Source organism: Methanobrevibacter millerae (genome assembly GCF_001477655.1).
Classification (GTDB): domain Archaea; phylum Methanobacteriota; class Methanobacteria; order Methanobacteriales; family Methanobacteriaceae; genus Methanocatella; species Methanocatella millerae_A.
Genome location: NZ_CP011266.1, coordinates 2,340,078 through 2,356,007, shown reverse-complemented (window position 1 = coordinate 2,356,007; position 15,930 = coordinate 2,340,078). Strand labels below are relative to the sequence as shown.

Sequence of the window (15,930 nt, the reverse complement as noted above, 5' to 3'; positions counted from 1 at the left end):
TTGGTGGTATTATTGATTAAACTTGTAGTATTTGACTTAGATAATGTTATTATTGATGGTGAAGCAATAGATGAGATAGGAAAATTAGCAAATGTTGAAGATAAAATAGCTGAAATTACTGAAAAAGCTATGCAAGGTGAAATAGACTTTGAAACTTCTATTAAAGACAGAGTCCAACTTCTTGAAGGAACCTCTATCGAAGATATTGAGAAAGTCGCAGACGAACTTCCATTGATGGATGGTGCTAGTGAAACTATCGCACGTTTAAAAGACGAAGATATTGATGTAGCTATCATTAGTGGTAGTTTTGATGTAGTGGCTGATAAAATTAAAGAAAAACTTGGTATTGATGCAGTCTATACCAATAGTTTCACAGTCGAAGATGGTAAATTAACTGGTGAAGTGACTGGTCCTTTAGTATCTGGTACTAAATTAGATGTATTAAATGATCATGTCGAAAATGCAGGTATTTCTTTAGAGGATGTAGTTGCAGTTGGAGATGGCGCTAACGACATTTCCATGATTGAATCAGCTGGTTGCGGAATTGCATTCAATGCTAAAGATTCTGTAAAAGAAATAGCTGATGTTGTTGTAGATGAAAAAGACTTAACTAAAGTCTTAGATGAAATTCTTAATCAAATAACCACTGATGATACTGAAAACGACGCTGTTGAAAACGATGAAGTTGAAGAAGTAGAAGAAGCTGAAGTTGAAGAAACTAAAGAAGAAGAAAAAACTGAAGCTGAAAAACCTAAAAATGATCTTCCAAAATCTGAATTTGTTCTCGCTGACACTATGGAAGGTGTAAGAAAACAAAAAGACGAAAAAGAAGCTGAAATCGCTAAAATTGCTGAAGAAAGGGAAGAATTCAACAAAATAGCTAAAGAACAACGTAAAATCCGTGATGAATTAAACGCATCATTAAAAGAGAACTTAAACAAAGCTATTGAATTCAGAAACGAACGTAATGAGATTAATAAAGCTGTTGAAGAAGCTAAAAAAGCTCGTAACGATGCTAATAATCAAATTAAAAATCTCGAATGGTCTTCCGGTAAACGTGACAAAGTAAAAATCGAAAATGAAATTAAAAAGATTGATAAAATTATTGAAACTCGCGTTTTAGATATCAAAAAAGAAAATCAACTTGTTAAAAATGCAAATGATTTAAGAAAACAGTTAATGGATATCCAAGAAGATGAATCAGTTAAGGAAGAAGCTCAGGAATTAAGAAAATTATCCGAAGAAGAGCATGAAAAAGTTATTTCACTTTCCGAAAAAGCACAAGCTGCTCACGAAGAAATGTTAACTTACTTCAGAAAAACTGATGATATCAGAACCGCTGCTGACGATGCACATAAAAAATTCATCGAAGCACGTAATAATGCTTCAGCAAAACATGAAGAATTTAAAGCTGTATTAAGTGATATTCATGTTATTAACAAGAAATTAGGTTCTGGTAAACCTAGAAAAAGAAGATCTGATAAAAAACCTTCTTCTGGTGCTAATAAAAACCGTGAAGAAAAAGAAAGAGCTGAAGAAATCTTTGAAAAATTCAAACAAGGTGGAAAATTATCTACTGAAGAGCTCTTGCTTTTACAAAAATATAATATAAATTAAATATTTTAATTTATATTTTTTTACTTTTTTTAAGAGGTTAAACATGTCTGAAGAAAAAATTGAAACTTGTTTTTTATGCGGTAAGAAATTTGACATGAATAACTCTGAATTGGCATATTATCGTAATGGTAAATATCCTATCTGTGATTACTGTGCTGAGTTTTATTCTTTTTATCGTGAAGATTTATAGTAATGTAAACGCTTTTTTTAATATTTATTTAAATTTATTTTTTATAGTTTGTGATGAATTATACACATTTTTTTACAGCATCTTTTTCATAGAAATTTTTATATATGATAATTTATTCTATATTTTATCTATATATTGAGAAAATTATATGGGGTAATTGTTAGAATGCATGAAGTAATTATTTGTGAGAAGCCTAGTTCTGCTGAAAAAATAGCAAAAGCATTGTCTTCTAAGGCTAAAAAAAATTTATACAATAAAAAAATTAAATATTGGACATTGAACAGAGATTCAAAAGATATAACTGTTTTATCAGGTGTTGGTCATTTATACTCATTAATCCCAAATACTTCTAAAAGTAGCATCTCATTCAACTTGCACTGGGCACCTGCATATGAGGTCAATAAGAAAACTAGTGGATACACTCGTGATTATGTAAGGGCTATTCAAAAGTTTGGTAAAGGTGCTGATTCTTATGTCCATGCATGCGATTACGATGTTGAAGGTACTTTGATTGGATATAATGCTTTAAAATATGCTTGTGGTGAAGATTCATTATCTAAAGCTTCTCGTATGAAATTTTCAACTTTAACTAAAAAAGACATAATTGATGCTTATGAAAATAAAATCAATATAGATATGCATCAGGTGGACAACGGTATTGCTCGCCATATTCTGGATTATTATTTTGGAATGAATATTTCCATTGCTCTATCAAATGCGGTTCGCAAATCTAAAAAACGATTTTTAAAATTATCTGTAGGTCGTGTTCAAACTCCCACATTATCTATTTTGGTAGATCGTGAAAAAGAAATTGAAGAATTTGTCCCTGAACCTTACTGGGTTATCAGAGCCATTCTAGATTTTGAAGATATTGAAATCAAGCATGTTGATGGAAACATTTTTGACCGTGAAAGGGCTGAGGAAATATTCAATAAATGTCAGGGAAAGGATGCTACTGTAGATAATATTGATTTTTCCAATTCAACTACAAGACCTCCGGTTCCATTCAATTTGGGAGGATTGCAGTCTGAAGCATATAATGTATTTGGATTTACTCCTAAAAGAACTCAGGTCATTGCCCAAAACCTTTACAGTTCAGGTTATACATCTTATCCACGTACTTCATCCCAAAAATTACCTGAAAGCCTTGATTTCCCATCTATTTTCAAACAATTGGCTCAAAATAATGATTATAGAAAACACATTTCTCAATTGCCTGCTAAATTAAAACCTAACAACGGTAAAAAGGATGATGAAGCACACCCTGCTATACATCCTACAGGAATTCTTCCGTCAGGATTGTCTAAAGATGAGCAAAAAATATATGATTTGATTGTTTATCGCTTTATTTCTGTATTTTTCGAAGCCGCAAAATTCGAATCAATGAGCACTACCTTAGACATTGAGGGCGAAAAGTTCCGCTTCAGACGCAGAAGAGTTACCCATAAGGGATGGATGGAACATTATCCGTTCAGAAAAATCGATGATGAAAAATTCCCTGAGGTTAAGGAGGGAGATTCAATGAGTGTTAAGGAACTTATTTCTGATGAAAAAGAGACTAAACCTCCTGCCCGTTATAATCAGGCTTCTTTAATTAAGGAATTGGAAAAAAGGGAACTTGGTACAAAGGCTACTCGTGCCGATATCATTGACAAGCTCTATGACCGTAAATATATAGACGGCAATAAGATATCTGTTAATCAGTTGGGTAAGAATCTTATTGATACATTAAGCAGCTATTGTAACAATTTGACTAGTGAAGAATTGACTAGAGACTTGGAAGATAAGCTTGAAGGTATTAATAAGGAAAAAACAACAAAAGATAGTGTTATTAATGAGGGAGAAAAGGATGTTAAAGAGATTCTAGTTGATATCGATAAGAATACTGATGAAATAGGATCCAAACTTTATGATGCTTATCAGGAAAGTAATATTGTAGGTAAGTGTAAATGTGGTGGAAATCTTATTAAAAGGTACTCTCCTAAAAACAAAAGCTATTTTGTTGGTTGTTCCAATTATCCTGACTGTAATAATACCTACTCAATCCCTAAGGGTGCACGGTTCTTGAAGAAAACATGTGATAAATGCGGATTGCCTATAATTTCATTTGGAAGCAAACCGCCTAAGCATGCTTGTCTGGATTCCAATTGCGGTAAGGAACACCTTGAACCTGAGCAAATTGAAGTTCTTGGCAAATGTCCTGAGTGTGGAAGAGATTTGATTAAACGTTCCGGACGTTATGGTGACTTTGTAGGTTGCAAAGGTTTTCCTAGATGCAGATTTACATGTGCATTGGATGAGTTGAAATATAAACTTAAAAAATAACTTAATTTTTATTTTTTTAAATTTGACTTTTTTTTCAATTATTTTAAATTATATGCAAATACTTAATAATGTTAAAAATAATATATATACATTAATAGAAATATTTTCGATATCTATGTATCATAATATTTTTATCATATGCGATATAATTTAATTCTTCGAATTAAAATTGCATTATTTGTTAATTAACTAAATAATATTTGGTTTATTAATTGTTAACCCTTGAACAGGGGGATTGCTTAGTAATCTTGCACTTTAGTGCATAACCTAAGAATATATAACTTTTTTGTTATATTGTTCAATTACTCTTATAATTAATTTTTAATTTAAAATAAAACTGAAATAGAGGATTTTAATGAATAGACAAACAATAATAACAGTAGCTAAATCAATTGTCATTATAATGATTCTTTTAGCTGTTGTTTTTGCATTAAGAGCTCCTGCGGCCGACCTCAATATTCTTCCTAATGAAATAAAAGGGGATTATGTTGATTCCTCCGGTCTTCCTTATTTTAGTGAAATGGATTCATATTATAACTTAAGGTTGACGGAAAATTATGTAAATAATGGCCATGTTGGAGATATAGATTATGGTAATGGTACACAGATGGATATGCATAGGTATGCGCCTGATGGTAATGTAATCGATTATGAGTTTGGTATTGTATATATAACGTCATTTTTACATGATATTGCTAATCAGTACTTCGGATCTCATGGCATTAGGGAAGTTGCATTTTGGACTGGTGCAATTATAGCATCTTTGGCAGTTATTCCTGCATTTATTTTTGCTAGAAGATTAACCAATGATTTTGGTGCAATCACCGCCACATTAATTATTGCATTGGCTCCAAACTACTTTGCACACACATTCCCAGGATTTTTCGATACAGATATGTTTTATTACATATTCTCGCTATTCTTCATATTCTTCTTTGTTGAATGTATACGAACGGATAATCTGGCTTTGAAAGTAATTTATGCAATTTTATCTATTATTTCAATAGGACTGTTCTCCATATCATGGACGGGTTATATCTTTTACGTCGGTTTAATGGGAATATTTGCTGTAGTATATTTAATTGCATGCTTTATATTTAATGTCGGAGAGAATAATCAAGAACAGTACTCCAATAAGCTGATATGGTTTATTCGCCAGAAAGAAGTGCTGTCAATTATTTTGCTTTTGGTTATTGGTTTTATAGGACTTGCCGCTTTCAGAGGTATTGATGGCGTATTAGGAATTTTCGGTACCTTGTTTGGATTACTTTCATTGCAATCTGCCGGTACAGTTGTTGGTGGTTTCCCTAACGTACTTATTTCTGTTGCAGAGATGCAAATGCCAAACCTGCTTGGTGCTGGAATGGGTTCAGCATTCTTAGCTAATTCCAATGGTGTAGTAAACGGTATTGGTGGAATATCTGTATTATTCGCCGGTTTGATTGTATTATATATATTGGTTTCCAGAGTATTCAAACTCAGAAATGTCACTAAACCAAAAACTACTAATGCAAAACCAAGCAAGGCGAATAGAGTTTCCGCTTCTAAAAAAATTGATGACAGTAAAAAATTCAAATTATCTCTTGGTCAGTTAACTTCATTTGGCAGCACTCAAGATGAAATTTCTCAAACCAAACGTATTACTATTTTATATGCTTGTTTGTTTTTGGTTTGGACAGTAATTACTATTTTAGCAGTTACTAGAGGTTCAAGGTTCATTACTACTATTGTATTGCCATTTGGATTGATGACTGGTATATTTGTAGGTTATGTAACTGATTACTTTAAGAATAAATTGAAGAATGATAAATTACTGGCTGTTATTGTTATTCTTTGTGCAGCTCTTGCAGCTTATCCATTAACTCAAATCAATTTAATGTATGGATTAATATTGTTGGTTGTATTATTAGCTGTTGGATTAGCTTCAATTTATCTCAAACAAAACAAGTCTGCAGACACTACCCGTGTTCCTATCAAGAATTACATAGCTGTCGTGCTTGTTGTTCTTGCTTTAGTATCACCTACGGTTTGCGGTGCATATGTAACTTCAAATCAAGTAGTTCCGGGTACTAGCGATCCGATGTGGAATGCAATGACTTGGATTAATGAGAATACAGAAAACAATACTGTAATTACATCCTGGTGGGACTTCGGTTACCTCTTTGAGATTGCTGCTGATAGACAAGTAACATTCGATGGAGGTTCTCAGTCAGGTGACCGTGCATACTGGCTGGGTCAGGCGATGACGACGAGCGATTTAGAATATTCTGCAGGTATCTTCAGAATGCTTGATAGTTCAGGTACTAAACCTCAAGAAGATTTATATAATTTCACCGGAGATTATGGTAAAACAACTGAAATTCTTAAAGAAATTTTACCTATGACTGCACAGAACGCTACCGATACATTAGTCAATAATTATCATTTGACTAATGAACAGGCTCAACAAGTTGTAAACGGCACTCACCCTGCAAATCCACGTCCTGTAATGTTTGTTGCAAGTTCAGATATGCTTCAAAAAGCGGGTTGGTGGAGTTACTTCGGTGACTGGAACTTTACAAACCAAAGTTCTCAAAACTACAACTACTATGTGCCTACCAAACAGGTAACTGTTGAACCTAACTCCGTTGGTAAACTTCCGTTACTTAACCAGTCTGGTTTACTTGTAAATGCAGTTATTGAAAGAGGACAAGGAAACAATTCAACAACTGCATACACTGAAGCATTGTCTACATACAATAACAGTGAAATTGTTATTAACGGTTCTACATATAACCCATTGAATATTTCCAATATCATGGTAATTGAGGATGGATATCTGGTTAAAAACGAATCTGTCGGAAATGTGGAAAATGCAAACTACACATTGTTCCTGATGGGTGAGAGTAATGTATACACTCCAATATTGATTGATAACAAATTGGCCAATTCCATGTTTACTCAATTATACTTGTTGGGTGGTGCAAATCAAAATGTATTCACAATGGTTCATATGGAAAACGGTGTATCATTGTGGCAAGTGAACTTTAACAATACTGTTGCTGGTGGAGGATCCGCCTCTACTAACACAACAAACAGATAGATTGGAATATTTTTTCCAATCTCTTTTTTTATATTTTAAAATTAATATGGTGATTTAATGGGTATTGAGGATAAAATTAAAGACATTGAGGAAGAAATTCAAAAGACACCATATAATAAAGCTACTTCACACCATATTGGAAAATTAAAAGCTAAACTTTCAAGATTGAAGGAGGAATCTCTTCAACGCAGCAGCTCTGGCCATAAGGGTCAGGGGTTTCACATGAAAAAAACTGGTGATGCAACAGTTGTGCTTGTGGGATTTCCGTCTGTTGGTAAATCTACATTATTGAATGAAATTACTAATGCTGAAAGTAAGGTTGGTGCTTATCAATTTACAACTTTAGATATTGTTCCCGGTGTCATGGAACATAAGAATGCAAAGATACAAGTTTTTGATATTCCTGGAATTATCACTGGAGCAAGTAGCGGTAAAGGAAGAGGAAAAGAAATACTGTCTGTTGCAAGAACAGCAGATTTGATTTTAATTGTTTTAGATACTTTAAATCCACAGCATTTGGATGTTATTTTAAAAGAACTAAGAAATATTGGTATAAGACCTAATGAACGCCCACCTGACGTTACAGTCAACAGAAAAAAGCTCGGTGGTGTAAAGGTTTCATCAACTTGTCCTTTAACTCACTTGGATGAAAAGACTATAAGATCTATCATTAATGAGTATGGAATGCATAATGCCGATGTTCTGTTCAGGGACGATGTGACTATTGACCAGTTCATTGATGTTTTGGACAGGAATAAAACATATGTTCCTATGCTGATTTTATTGAATAAGGTCGATTTAGTTGATGAAAATTACTTGGAAGAACTTAAAAAGTACATTCCGGAGTTCATTCCTATTTCTGCAGATAAAAAGACAAATATTGACGAGTTAAAGGATTTGATATTTGATAATTTGGATTTGGTTAGGGTTTATCTTAAACCTCAAGGAAGAAAAGCAGATATGGAAGATCCGTTGGTTATCAAAAAGGGTTCTACCGTAATAGATGCTTGTGGAAAACTTCACAGAGAATTCGTTAAAAACTTCCGTCATGCAAAAGTATGGGGAACATCAGTCAAGTTTCCGGGTCAAAAGGTTGGGCCTGATCATGTTTTGGATGATGAGGATGTTTTAAGAATCATATTAAAAAAATAAGATATTTATGTCCAATATTATTTTTATCAGTGGAACTCCATGCACTGGAAAGACCACCGTCAGCGAAATATTGGCCGGGAAATTAAATTGGGAATTAGTTAAAGTTAATGACTTAGCTATTTCTAACAATTTAGTTTTAGGCATTGATGAAGATAAAGGATATAAGGTCATCGATATTGATGCTTTAAACGAACTTCTTTTAGATATTATTTCAAAAACAGATAATCTTATTGTTGAAGGTCATTTGTCTCATCTGTGCTCAGGTGCCGATAAGTTGATTATATTGAGATGCAGGCCTGAAATTTTAAAAGAAAGATTGGCTTTAAGAAATTATTCGGATGCTAAAATTCATGAAAATCTTGAAGCTGAAGCATTGGGCGTATGTTCGGCTGAAAGTTTAGATATTTATGAAAATAATGTATATGAATTGGATGTCAGCAATTTGGATGTTGATGATGTTGTTTCAATACTTTTAGATGTTGTCAACAATAAAAAAGAACTAACTTTTGGTGAAATTGATTTCATGGATTGGCTACTCACACATCAATAGGTTTATTTTTATTTTATTATCATGGTCTTTTTAAATAATATAGTTTAGCATTATTTTAATTGCAGTTTCAATACTTTCATTTCAGATTATGAAAGTTACTTTTCATTTAATTTCATGTATTTTTCAACAGATTTTTTGATATTTTTCAGGTTTTGCATAACATTTATTAATGTTGAAATTCATATTTATTTTTAATATTCATGTTAACCTAAGGTTATCATTTAACTATGGTTTTTGTTTTAATTTGCGCAAATCATTTTAATTCAATTTTTGAATATTATATCCGACAATTAAGGAGGATATTTTTGAGTAGAGGAAAAAGACCTAAATGGATGATTGATATAGCTATTGAAAGAATGAACATTCTTTTTGAGCGTGCTGAGATGGAATTCATCACCCATCCCGAACGGTCTGATCGATATGTTGAATTAGCTAGAAGATTGTCCACAAAGTACAATACCAAAATTCCGGAAAAATGGTCTAGAAGGTATTGTCGGAATTGCGGTAAGTTCCTTTACTATGGTCATAATTCGTCCGTCCGGCTCGTTGACGAGAAAGTCAACATTTTTTGTGGAGAATGTGGCCATGTTATGAGAATTCCTTACAGTAAGGAAAAGAAAAATAAAAGGAGAGCTAGATATGAGTCAATCCAAAAAAGAAATGATGAATAGAGCTCTTTCCGCGATGACAATTAACATTGGTAAAAGTGGTGTCAATGACAATGTCATTGAAGAAATCAAACGCCAGCTTAAGGCTAATGAAATTGTCAAACTTAAATTTGCAAAAAATATCGCTAGAGATAAAGATACTTATATTGCAGAGATTGTCGAAAAAACTCGATGTAAATTAATCGATGTTAGAGGACATGTTGCTGTAATTTACAAAAAAAAGCCTTAAGAATTACTTAAATTTAGAGTTACAGGCCCTATTTTTTAGGTCTTAAATTTACAGTGGATTAAGAGGACAATTATTTAATAAAATATTGGAGAATTAATATGACTACTGTATTTGATGTACCTGCAGATTTATTAATTAAAAAAGTCGCAGAAGAATTTAAAGAAAATGATAAAATCAATTCCCCTGCATGGTCCAATTTTGTTAAAACTGGTGTTCACAAAGAAAGAAAACCAGAAAATGCTGATTGGTGGTATGTAAGATGTGCATCTATCATTAGAAGAGTGTACATGGATGGACCTGTTGGAGTAATGAGTTTAAGAACTTTCTACGGTGGTAAAAAAGACCGTGGTGTAACTCCTGAAGTATTTAGAAAAGGTAGTGGAGCTATCATTAGAAATGCTCTTCACCAATTAGAAGACGCAGGTTTAGTTGAAAAAGTTGAAGGAGGAAGAGTTGTTTCTCCTAAAGGAAGATCCTTTTTAGATAAAACCGCTGGTGAAATCATTAAAGATATTCCTGAACTTGCAAAATTTAGTAACCAATCTGAATCTGAAATTCATTCTAATTTTCTTAACAGATTAAGTTCAGCAATAAAAGAAAATTCCAAAATCGAAGATGCTGATAAAGATGAGTTCATTAATGCAATTTCTAAAATTGACGCAGGACATGAACACATATCAAAAGCAATTAAAGAATTTAGTGATGATGTAAAAGAAAGACATTCCAAACCAGTATTTGAATCAATTTCTTCATTAAACAAAGAAGATTTAGATAATGCTGTTGATTCACTACTTTCATCTTTAAGGAGAAAATAATTATATTCTGAACTTATAACGGATAATTAAAATTTATATTGGAGAGTTTGATATGAGCGATCTTGATGAAATTCGTCAAAAAAGAATGGCTGAGTTGCAAGCACAGCAAGCTGCTGCACAACAGCAACAAGCGCAACAGCAACAGGTTGCTGCTCAACAAATGCAACAGCAAGAGGCACAGGCAAAATTTGAAGCTCAGAAAAAACAGATTTTAGGTCAGATTATGACTTCTGAAGCTCGTAACAGATTGGCTAATCTTAAATTAACCAAACCGGAACTTGTTAATCAAATTGAACTTCAATTGATTCAATCTGCTCAGGCGGGTAGTTTAAGAGGAAAAGTCACTGATGATCAGTTAAAAGTTCTTTTAAGACAAATTGCTGGTCAAAAAAGGGAGATTAAAATTACAAGGAAATAGTACTCATGAAAGCGGCTGTATTGTATAGTGGTGGTAAGGATTCATCTTTCATGGCAGTAATGCTTAAAAGATTAGGTCTTGATGTTGAATTATGCACTGCAAATTTCGGTGTTTATGATTCATATATTCCTGCCAGCAAATCAGCAGAATCATTGGGTTTCAATCATAAAGTCTTGGATTTGGATTTTGAGATTTTAGATAAGACCTGTGACATGATTATGAATGATGGCTTTCCAAATGATGGAATAAAGTTTATTCATGAAACAGTTATTGAAGAAGTTGCTGATAGATATGATATTATTGCCGACGGTACAAGAAGGGATGACAGAACTCCAAAACTCAATATCAATCAGATAAGGAGCCTTGAAGATAGAAAGAATGTTCAATACATTAATTTGGATAGTTTTGGTCACAAATCTGTTAAATTAATAACATCTAATCTATTTGAAATATCTCATGAAAAGAGCAATAAGGATAACAGCTCAGATTATGAGGTTGAAATAAGGACTTTGATTGATGAGAAGGGAGGAAATTCTCTAGACATATTTCCGGAACATTATCAAACTCGAGTTATAGGATATAAATAATTTATTATACTTTATTCACAGGTGAAAAAATGAGTAGAAATAAACCATTAGCTAAAAAATTAAGGATGGCAAAAGCAAACAAACAAAATAGGAGAATTCCAATCTGGGCTTATGCTAAAACTAATCGTAAACTTAGATACAGACCTAAACCTAGACATTGGAGAAGAAACAGCCTTAAATTATAGGGGGATTTATCATGGAAAGAGTTTACACTATTCCACTTAGAAATGTAAAAAATGTCAAAAGGACTATCAGAGCTCCTAGAGCTATTAGGGAAGTTAAAAATTTCTTAACCAAACACATGAAAGCAGAAGAAGTCAAACTTGATGAATCTATCAATCATGTAATTTGGGCAAGAGGTATTCAAAAAATACCTTCTAAAATTACTGTAAAAGCAGTTAAAGATGATGATGGTGTTGTAGAAGCTACTTTAGCAGAATAGCTATTGTACTTTTTTCAAATACTTGACAAGTGAGGTGACAATATGTTAAGAAGAATCGATGTTGTAGGAAATCCTAATATTGGAGTTTTCATTCAGGTAACTGATGATGTTGCTATTGTTCCTTATAACTTAATTGACGAAAAAGTCAAATTGGTTGAGGAAACTTTGGAGGTTCCTGCTGTTAAGTCTTCTGTTTCTGGAAGTAGCCTTATTGGATCTTTATCTGTAGCCAATTCCAAAGGTATTGTTGTTTCCCCACATGTTTTGGATAGAGAAGTTGAACAGTTTAAGGAATTAGGTCTTGAAGTGGCAGCAATTCCTGGCAATTATACTGCAGTTGGAAATATTGTTGCGGCCAATGACAATGGTGCTATCGTAAGTCCGTTCCTGTCTGAAGATGCTATTAACACTATTGAATCCACATTGGATGTTGATGTTGAAGCAACCTCCATGGTTGGAAGTGACATTATCGGATCATTGATATCCGTAACCAACAAGGGATTTTTAATTAGTAGCACGGCTGTTGAAAGTGAAGTTGACTTTTCTCGTAAAGTATTTGGTGTTGAAGGAGACGTCGGTACTGTTGGAAGAGGTATTTCTTTAGTTGGCGCATGTTCCATTGCTAATTCAAATGGGGCAATTGTTGCTAAAGACAGTACTGGTCCTGAAATGGCTAGAGTTGAAGAGGCATTAGGCTTTTTAGATGATTTATAATTACAATCTGAGGGATTAATATGATAACTAAAATTTACAGAGTTAAAGGTACTTTTGTAATGGGTGATGATTTTCATAAATTTGTAAAAGAATATAAAGCTACCAGTGAAGCTGATATTAAACAAAAAATTTATGAACGTTTCGGAAGCAAACACGGTATTAACAGAAACCAAATTAAAATTTCTGAAATCACTGAAATTGCTCCTGAAGATGTTGTAGACCCAATTGTAAAAGAAATTTTATAATCGCACTTTAAGAGGTGTTATTATGGAAGATCAGCAAAAAATGAATGAACTCATTAATGAAATTAATGCATACAATCAACAAGCAGATTTAATTCGCCAGCAAATCGAATTAATTCAAGCTTCCATTGGTGAAGTCGATGCATTATCCAACACTTTAGATGATTTGAATGGTGAAAAGTCTGTTGAGGCTTTTGTACCTGTGGGTGCTGGTTCTTTCATTAAAGGGGAACTCAAAGACACTGATGAAATTATTATAAGTATTGGTGCAGGATACGCTATTAAAAAAGATGCTGAAGGCGCTAAGAAAATTATTGCTGGGCAGAAAAAAGATTTGGAAGACAGCTTAGATAAAATGTTGGCTAACTTACAGCAAGTCACTGACATTTTGGCAAATCTTCAAGGTCAGGCTCAACAAATTCAAGCTGCAGCTCAGGGTAGCGTAACCGGATATTAATTACTTATAACTCTTTTCTTTTTTCTTTTTTTAGCAATATATTTTTATCACTTCTAACATAATTTTCTTATGAGGTGTTTTAAATTAAAAAATATTCAAAATTTTTTATTTTTATTTTAACAATTGTTTTTCTGTTGAGCATTTCATTTGTTTCAGCTGATGATTCGATAAATGGAACAGTTGCTCAAGAAACACAAATAAATGATGATGTAATTGTAGAACAGTATGCTGACGGTTCTCCAATTGTTGATATGGAAACAAACAGTGATGATGATTTGATTGAATTAAGTGAGTGCAGCTCTATTGTTCTTCATGTAAGCGATAATGAAGGCGTTATCTCCCATAGGCGGGATGCAACAAATGCTCTTGATATCATTGTTGAAAGCGGTAAATGGGGAGATATCGAATATGTAAAGCAATATAAAAATCCTGATGGCTATTTTGTCCATTCGATTGTAACATCTAACGGATGGCTCATTGGTAATGGTGGTATAACTGACGGCAGTGTATTCAGACAAATTGAAAGCATTGCCAGTGAAATGGTTGTAAACAATCAAATTTCAGACAGTTATCTTTCAAGAATTCACAACATCCTCGCCAGATATTCCATGGGTCATTTTGTAATCAAGGCAAACGATGGAACTTATGGTGTTGCATTTGCAAACTTACATCATACCGGAAAATTGGAGCCTGGACAGTTTGTGGTATGTCCTAACGTATACTCATATTCTCAAAAATCAACATTCAACACTGCTGCAAGTCCTGTTGATGAAGCAATTAGGATAGGTTATACTGATTCCTATGGGGTCAACAGAAGAAATCTCATGACTTACCATTGGAAACTGTCCGAGTCATCTAACGGATTATCCTATAGTGTTGATGTGTATGCATCAAATGACAACGGTGCGGGTGTTGGAAGGTCAACTTCATCCCTGGCAGATAATATTTATTTCTTTAATAATTATATTTCCAGGTCTTCTCTTCCGGCTACTCCCGGCAAATTAGGTTTAGGGACCCATGTCTTTTCAAACAGTGCTGTTGAAATCTTTAAGTTATTGTCTCCGGTCAAATCATACATAGTTGGAGAAAAAATAGATTTAACTTATCAAGTAAATTATATTGCAAAATCAAATCCTGTTGTTAGATTCGCTATTCCCGAAGGCTTTGATTTCAACACAGCCACCCTTTCAAAAGGAACATTTACTTATGATGCCGCTCCCCGCGTTGTAACATGGTATTTGAATGATTGTAACAGTCAAAATTTCATCACCCTTTCACTCAAGGCAGTTAAATCCGGAAAATCTGATTTGGTATATTCACTTAATAATAATTTTGTCAATAGCATTAAATTAAAAGTAAATGAATATGGTGCTTTAATTTCAGCAAATGATGTTAAAAAATATTATAAAGGTTCTGAAAGGTTCAATGTATACTTGAAGGATGTAAACAATGATGGAATTTCTGGCCAAAATGTCACTATAAATGTCAATGGTGTTGACTATGTAAAAACCACAAATGACAATGGATTGGCTTCAATTGCATTAAATTTAAATTCAGGAAATTATACTGTCTCTGCAAGTTATGCTGGTGCTTTTGGTAAAAACAGCACAACAGCGAACGTTAATGTTTTACATACTATTTCAGGAAATGACATTGTAAAAATGTACAGAAACGACACTCAATATTATGCTAAATTCTTGGATGCATCTGGAAAACCTTTGGTTAATGTTGGTGTTCAATTTAATATTAATGGTGTATTTTACACAAGAACAACCGATAACAATGGTCAGGCTAAATTGAATATAAATTTAAATCCTGGAGATTATATTTTAACTGCAATTAATCCGAACAACGGCGAACAGCACAGTAACAATGTTAAGGTTTTGCCTGTTTTGGTTGACGGCCATGACATAACAAAGTATTACAGAAATGATTCTGCATATTCAATCAAGGTATTGGATAATGTCGGCAATCCTTTAGCGAATGCTGATGTTAAATTCAACATCAATGGTGTATTCTATACAAGAACCACTAATGAATCAGGTTATGCAAATCTCAATTTAAGATTGCAGCCGGGATCTTATGTCGTAACTGCGGAATATAATTCATTAAAGTATACTAATATAGTAACTATCCTTCCGGTATTGTTTGCAGATGATGCTGTAAGTCATACAAATGCAACAAACTTCAAGGCAAGATTAATTGACGGACAAGGTAAACCTTATGCAAATCAAAGCATAGATTTTAATATTAATGGCGTCATATACACAAATGTAACCGACAGCGAAGGAATTGCCAATCTAATTGTCAATTTGGCGGATGGTGAATATATCGTAACTTCATCCTATGATGAATATAATATAAACAACAAAATTACTGTTAAAAATGAGGCTTAATCGCTTAATTTATTTTATTATTTAAAAAATTGTGGGGGTTTTTTTA

General features: G+C 33.1%; 16 protein-coding genes and 1 pseudogene. All 17 read left to right on the top strand.

Features of this window, described 5'->3' with window-relative positions; translation table 11 throughout:
- Nucleotides 1-12 precede the first annotated feature (12 nt).
- The 17 genes and pseudogenes from serB to SM9_RS10590 all read left to right on the top strand — a co-directional run bounded on the left by serB (nucleotide 13) and on the right by SM9_RS10590 (nucleotide 15,884).
- Complete coding sequence (serB, locus tag SM9_RS10665) at nucleotides 13-1,617, top strand: phosphoserine phosphatase SerB (protein ID WP_058740119.1); 1,605 nt, start codon at nucleotides 13-15, stop codon at nucleotides 1,615-1,617.
- Nucleotides 1,618-1,660: 43 nt separating this feature from the next.
- Complete coding sequence (locus SM9_RS12230) at nucleotides 1,661-1,807, top strand: hypothetical protein (protein WP_198144379.1); 147 nt, start codon at nucleotides 1,661-1,663, stop codon at nucleotides 1,805-1,807.
- Nucleotides 1,808-1,972: 165 nt separating this feature from the next.
- A complete protein-coding gene (gene topA, locus SM9_RS10660) occupies nucleotides 1,973-4,132 on the top strand; it encodes a DNA topoisomerase I (protein ID WP_058740118.1) in 2,160 nt (719 codons plus the stop codon).
- A 355-nt stretch (nucleotides 4,133-4,487) separates the two neighbouring features.
- Complete coding sequence (locus tag SM9_RS10655; RefSeq protein ID WP_058740117.1) at nucleotides 4,488-7,214, top strand: STT3 domain-containing protein; 2,727 nt, start codon at nucleotides 4,488-4,490, stop codon at nucleotides 7,212-7,214.
- Nucleotides 7,215-7,271: 57 nt separating this feature from the next.
- Entirely contained in the window at nucleotides 7,272-8,366 is a 1,095-nt protein-coding gene (locus tag SM9_RS10650; protein WP_058740116.1) for an OBG GTPase family GTP-binding protein, read from the top strand.
- Between the two features lie 7 nt (nucleotides 8,367-8,373).
- Nucleotides 8,374-8,916: an adenylate kinase family protein gene (locus SM9_RS10645; protein WP_058740115.1), complete on the top strand. Its 543-nt coding sequence runs from the start codon at nucleotides 8,374-8,376 to the stop codon at nucleotides 8,914-8,916.
- Nucleotides 8,917-9,221: 305 nt separating this feature from the next.
- Entirely contained in the window at nucleotides 9,222-9,587 is a 366-nt protein-coding gene (locus tag SM9_RS10640; RefSeq protein ID WP_058740114.1) for a ribonuclease P protein component 4, read from the top strand.
- On the top strand, nucleotides 9,556-9,813 hold the full coding sequence (locus SM9_RS10635; protein WP_058740113.1) for a YhbY family RNA-binding protein: 258 nt from the start codon (nucleotides 9,556-9,558) through the stop codon (nucleotides 9,811-9,813). The genes SM9_RS10640 and SM9_RS10635 overlap by 32 nt, the downstream gene beginning before the upstream one ends.
- A 98-nt stretch (nucleotides 9,814-9,911) precedes the next feature.
- Nucleotides 9,912-10,346, top strand: a pseudogene (locus SM9_RS10630) (30S ribosomal protein S19e); the annotation flags it as partial.
- Nucleotides 10,347-10,680: 334 nt separating this feature from the next.
- The gene (locus SM9_RS10625) at nucleotides 10,681-11,046 is read left to right on the top strand and encodes a DNA-binding protein (RefSeq protein WP_058740112.1); all 366 of its coding nucleotides are present in this window, start codon (nucleotides 10,681-10,683) and stop codon (nucleotides 11,044-11,046) included.
- 5 nt (nucleotides 11,047-11,051) lie between these two features.
- Nucleotides 11,052-11,633 carry a DUF7411 family protein gene (locus tag SM9_RS10620; RefSeq protein ID WP_058740111.1) on the top strand — a complete coding sequence of 194 codons (582 nt, stop codon included), beginning with the start codon at nucleotides 11,052-11,054 and terminating at the stop codon, nucleotides 11,631-11,633.
- Between the two features lie 29 nt (nucleotides 11,634-11,662).
- Nucleotides 11,663-11,818 carry a 50S ribosomal protein L39e gene (locus SM9_RS10615; RefSeq protein ID WP_004032463.1) on the top strand — a complete coding sequence of 52 codons (156 nt, stop codon included), beginning with the start codon at nucleotides 11,663-11,665 and terminating at the stop codon, nucleotides 11,816-11,818.
- Nucleotides 11,819-11,829: 11 nt separating this feature from the next.
- Nucleotides 11,830-12,075, top strand: coding sequence for a 50S ribosomal protein L31e (locus SM9_RS10610; protein WP_058740110.1), 246 nt, complete (start codon nucleotides 11,830-11,832; stop codon nucleotides 12,073-12,075).
- Nucleotides 12,076-12,117: 42 nt separating this feature from the next.
- Complete coding sequence (locus SM9_RS10605) at nucleotides 12,118-12,789, top strand: translation initiation factor IF-6 (protein ID WP_058740109.1); 672 nt, start codon at nucleotides 12,118-12,120, stop codon at nucleotides 12,787-12,789.
- A 20-nt stretch (nucleotides 12,790-12,809) separates the two neighbouring features.
- The gene (gene rpl18a, locus SM9_RS10600) at nucleotides 12,810-13,034 is read left to right on the top strand and encodes a 50S ribosomal protein L18Ae (RefSeq protein WP_058740108.1); all 225 of its coding nucleotides are present in this window, start codon (nucleotides 12,810-12,812) and stop codon (nucleotides 13,032-13,034) included.
- Between the two features lie 22 nt (nucleotides 13,035-13,056).
- Nucleotides 13,057-13,488 carry a prefoldin subunit alpha gene (gene pfdA / locus SM9_RS10595; protein WP_058740107.1) on the top strand — a complete coding sequence of 144 codons (432 nt, stop codon included), beginning with the start codon at nucleotides 13,057-13,059 and terminating at the stop codon, nucleotides 13,486-13,488.
- 134 nt (nucleotides 13,489-13,622) lie between these two features.
- Nucleotides 13,623-15,884, top strand: a complete 2,262-nt coding sequence (locus SM9_RS10590) for a collagen binding domain-containing protein (protein ID WP_232299129.1) — start codon at nucleotides 13,623-13,625, stop codon at nucleotides 15,882-15,884.
- Nucleotides 15,885-15,930 lie beyond the last annotated feature (46 nt).